Origin of the sequence: Pseudomonas sp. GM48 (assembly GCF_000282335.1) — a bacterium.
Classification (GTDB): Bacteria; Pseudomonadota; Gammaproteobacteria; order Pseudomonadales; family Pseudomonadaceae; genus Aquipseudomonas.
In genome coordinates this window covers 1-3,729 of record NZ_AKJM01000162.1, presented here as the reverse complement: position 1 = coordinate 3,729, position 3,729 = coordinate 1, and the positions used below count along the sequence as shown (strand labels likewise).

2 protein-coding genes and 2 pseudogenes are annotated in these 3,729 nt (G+C 56.2%); 2 read left to right on the top strand and 2 right to left on the bottom strand.

The annotated features are described in order from the left end of the window. A pseudogene (locus PMI28_RS02390) lies at positions 1–597 on the bottom strand (oxidoreductase); the annotation flags it as partial. Between the two features lie 77 nt (positions 598–674). On the opposite strand from PMI28_RS02390, the pseudogene PMI28_RS30130 reads away from it, so the two are divergent. After that, positions 675–767, top strand: a pseudogene (locus PMI28_RS30130) (MerR family DNA-binding transcriptional regulator); the annotation flags it as partial. A 46-nt stretch (positions 768–813) separates the two neighbouring features. Here the strand turns inward: PMI28_RS30130 and PMI28_RS30125 are convergent. Beyond that, positions 814–1,566: a hypothetical protein gene (locus PMI28_RS30125; RefSeq protein WP_007992041.1), complete on the bottom strand. Its 753-nt coding sequence runs from the start codon at positions 1,564–1,566 to the stop codon at positions 814–816. 451 nt (positions 1,567–2,017) lie between these two features. On the opposite strand from PMI28_RS30125, the gene PMI28_RS02395 reads away from it, so the two are divergent. Next, entirely contained in the window at positions 2,018–3,577 is a 1,560-nt protein-coding gene (locus PMI28_RS02395; protein WP_007992038.1) for a TerC family protein, read from the top strand. Positions 3,578–3,729: the final 152 nt, after the last annotated feature.

The following is a 3,729-nucleotide window of genomic DNA, read 5'->3' as shown; positions in this document are numbered from 1 at the left end:
ACAACAGCAGGCGCGCACGATTCTCCAGCGAACCGCCCCATTGATCGGTGCGCCGATTGGTCAATGGCGAAAAGAACTGGCTGATCAGGTAGCCGTGGGCGGCATGAATCTGCACGCCCGTGAACCCGGATTTTTCCGCCAGTACCGCGCTGGTGGCGAAGCGCTGGATCACCTCTTCGATATCGGCTTCGTCCATCGGTTTGGGTTCGGCAAACATCTTTGAAAACTGCCCCAGGTCAAGCGCGACCGCGGACGGCGCCAAGGCTTGCTGGCCGAGGTTGGCCATGGTCTGGCGCCCGGGATGATTGAGCTGCATCCAAAATTGCGCGCCACCGGCCCGACCGATACTGGCCCATTGGCGAAAGCGCTGTAGGTGTCGTTCATCTTCCAGCACCACGCCGGCTGGGCCGGTCATGGCGCGGCGGTCGATCATCACGTTGCCGGTCAATAGCAACCCGGCTTCGCCCTCGGCCCAGGACTGATACAAGCGAAACAACGCGTGACCGGGCGCCTGATCGCTGTCGGCAAGGTTCTCTTGGCGATGCGATTGCCGATGGTCTGGCCGTTGGGCAGATTCAGCGTTTGGAAGGGCAACATGCTTGACTCCTCATCAGTGAAGAGCAGAGGCTAAGTTTAAAGTTAACTTTAATGTCAAGCAGGCAAACGAGGCCGCAATGAAGATTGGTGAATTGGCGCAGCAGAGCGGGTTAACCGCATCGCGCATCCGCTTTTACGAGGCGCAGGGTTTGATCCGTCAGGTAACGAAAAATGACTCAAGTTCGACTCATCAACGGTAAATATCAATGCCTGGTATCACGGCGCTACCGATGCCTGCTTTTTGGCACTTGTTTTTTCGTTTCCCAACACCGTTTGGGACACTGTATAGGCGAACGAAAGTTCTTCCCAGTTAGACCCATAAATGGTCTGTTCTTCCCCAGGCCTCGCGGGGGAAAGGTTTTCTAGAAGAACCAAGGCTGCATTGTCATTCCAAGGTCGCCTCGATAGGGTCTGAAATTGAGGCATACGAGTTGCACCATTAAAGCCGCTTGAGGGAATTCTGAAAATAGCGACTATTTTGTCGAATATCGGGAAAAAAACGGCGCTCGGATGAGTGCCACAGGAAGGAAAACCCGGCGTGCCGACGCCGCATGCGGTCGCTGGCTCTTGTCCGACGACCAGTTTGGTAGGCGGTGAGCTTAAGCTGTTAACAAAAACCGAGAATGAAATATTTTTGCTTGGCAAGTTCTGCAGGTTCAACTGGACCATCGCGAAGTCACCATTGGATTGCGTGGTTACCTGCTTCAAAATGTCGCCATCACTGGTTAGTGCTGTCACCATAAAAGGGCCCGGTGTAGAGACGCCAACGATGGTCCCTGAAATAGATGTATCACTTTTTGAAAGGGGCGTTGTGACGCAAACTTCTGGACCGTTTAGACCAATGAGCCCCATTGTGACAAGCCTTCGACAGTCTTCGACCGAAGAAGCAACATTTTCCTGTCTGATGTTGCACCCCGTTAAACAGAGGCCTACTACCACGCTGAATATTAATGTCCTTGGCGTGTTCATATGCATTTCCCTGAAGTAGCGATGTTTATGAATCCATTGAGGCTCGAGTATTTACTCATATTCTCCAGGGCGTCTACTGTCAGAGTTGACAGTAGACTCAGGCGATTTTCGAAGTTTTGACAACAGGATTGGTCAGAATCGAATGGGTGGTAGAGGGCAATGGGTGGGCGAAGAACCAGAGGCCCTACAGATTTTGTAATGATTTCAAACTGTAGGAAATGTCGCTTTCGCCTGTACGCTCCAAGTCCTTTTTCCTTTCAGGACCTGCATGAACACCCTTTCGGAGCCTCCCAGTTACCCTTTCTCCTCGCGCCACCGCGCGGTCTTGATGCACGCGAAACATCCGGTCTTTCGCCTTCTGAATACCTCTGACATTGCAGTTCCACGGCCTCTGCGCCGCGCCGTGCCGTGCCCGGCATTCTGAGTTCACTGAAGAGATCGAGACGTTTTTATGGAATGGTTAGCTGACCCCACCGCGTGGCTGGGCTTGTTGACGCTGATTGTGCTGGAGCTGGTGCTGGGTATCGACAACCTGGTGTTTATCGCGATTCTTGCGGACAAGTTGCCGCCGGAGCAGCGCGATCGTGCACGCATCATCGGTTTGTCCCTGGCGTTGCTGATGCGCCTGGGCTTGCTGGCGAGTATTTCCTGGCTGGTAACCCTGACTCAGCCTGTGTTCGAGGTGTTCGACAAGAGCTTCTCCGGCCGAGACCTGATCATGCTGTTCGGTGGAGTGTTCCTGTTGTTCAAGGCCACCATGGAATTGCACGAAAGGCTCGAAGGCCATGTCGGTCAGCGTTCTTCCAATAGCGCTTATGCGTTGTTTTGGCCGATCGTGGCGCAGATCGTGGTGCTCGATGCGGTGTTCTCCCTCGACGCAGTGATTACGGCCGTGGGTATGGTTGAGGAACTGGCAGTGATGATGATCGCGGTGATCATTTCCATCGGCCTGATGATCGTCGCCAGCAAACCGTTGACTCGCTTTGTCAACGCGCACCCGACGGTGATCATGCTGTGCCTGGGGTTCTTGATGATGATCGGTTTTGCGCTGACCGCCGAAGGCCTGGGCTTCCACATTCCCAAGGGCTATCTGTATGCGGCCATCGGTTTTTCGATCCTGATCGAGGTGTTCAACCAGATCGCACGGGCGCGGCGCAAGCGCTCGATGCAGGGCCTGCGGCCGATGCGTGAACGCACCGCCCATGCGGTAATGCGCTTGCTCGGCGGGCGCAAGTTGGCGGCGGAAGAAGTCGGCGAGGAGATTGCCGACATGCTCGACAACGGCGAGGCGCCGAGTGAAGAGCTGTTCGACCGGCGTGAGCGGGTGATGATCAGCGGCGTATTGCAATTGGCCGAACGGCCGATCCGCAGCTTGATGACCGTGCGCGCCGACATCGATCACATTGATCTGGCTGATGATGCCGAGGCGATTCGTACGCGGCTGATGCATTCGTCCTACTCGCGTCTGCCGCTGATTCGCGACGGCGCGGTGGATGAGCCGCTGGGCTTCGTGCACAAGAAGGAACTGTTGAAGGAATACCTGGCCGGTAACGAACCCGATCTGGCGCATCTGGCGCGCCAGACGATTAACCTGCTGGACAGCTATTCGATCCTCAATGCTCTGGAGCAGATGCGCAAGGCCTCGACGCACATCGCCTTTGTGGTCAACGAATTCGGTGATTTCGTCGGCGTCCTGACCATGACCGACATCCTCGAATCGATTGCCGGTGAATTGCCCGACGCGAGCGAAATCGAAGGCCCGGACGTGACGGAGGAGAAGGGCGGCTTTGTGGTCAGTGGTGCGTTGAACCTGGCGCGGGTGCGCCAGCGTACCGGGTTTGCTGCAGAACCGACCGACGACTATCAAACCCTGGCCGGTTTGGTGGTGAGCTTGCTGGATCGTCTGCCGATGAAAGGCGACAGCCATGAGTGGGAAGGCTGGCGCATGACCGTCCTGTCGGTTGAAGAGAGGCGGGTAACGCGGATGTTTTTGGCGCGCGTTGGCGGGTAGTTTTTGTGATGGGCCCAACGGCCCCATCGCGAGCAAGCCCGCTCCCACAGGGGGGGAACGCATTCCAAATGTGGGAGCGGGCTTGCTCGCGAAGGCGGCAGGTCAGTCAACACCAATTCTGCATTATCTGCCCATCGCCTGCCGATACTGCC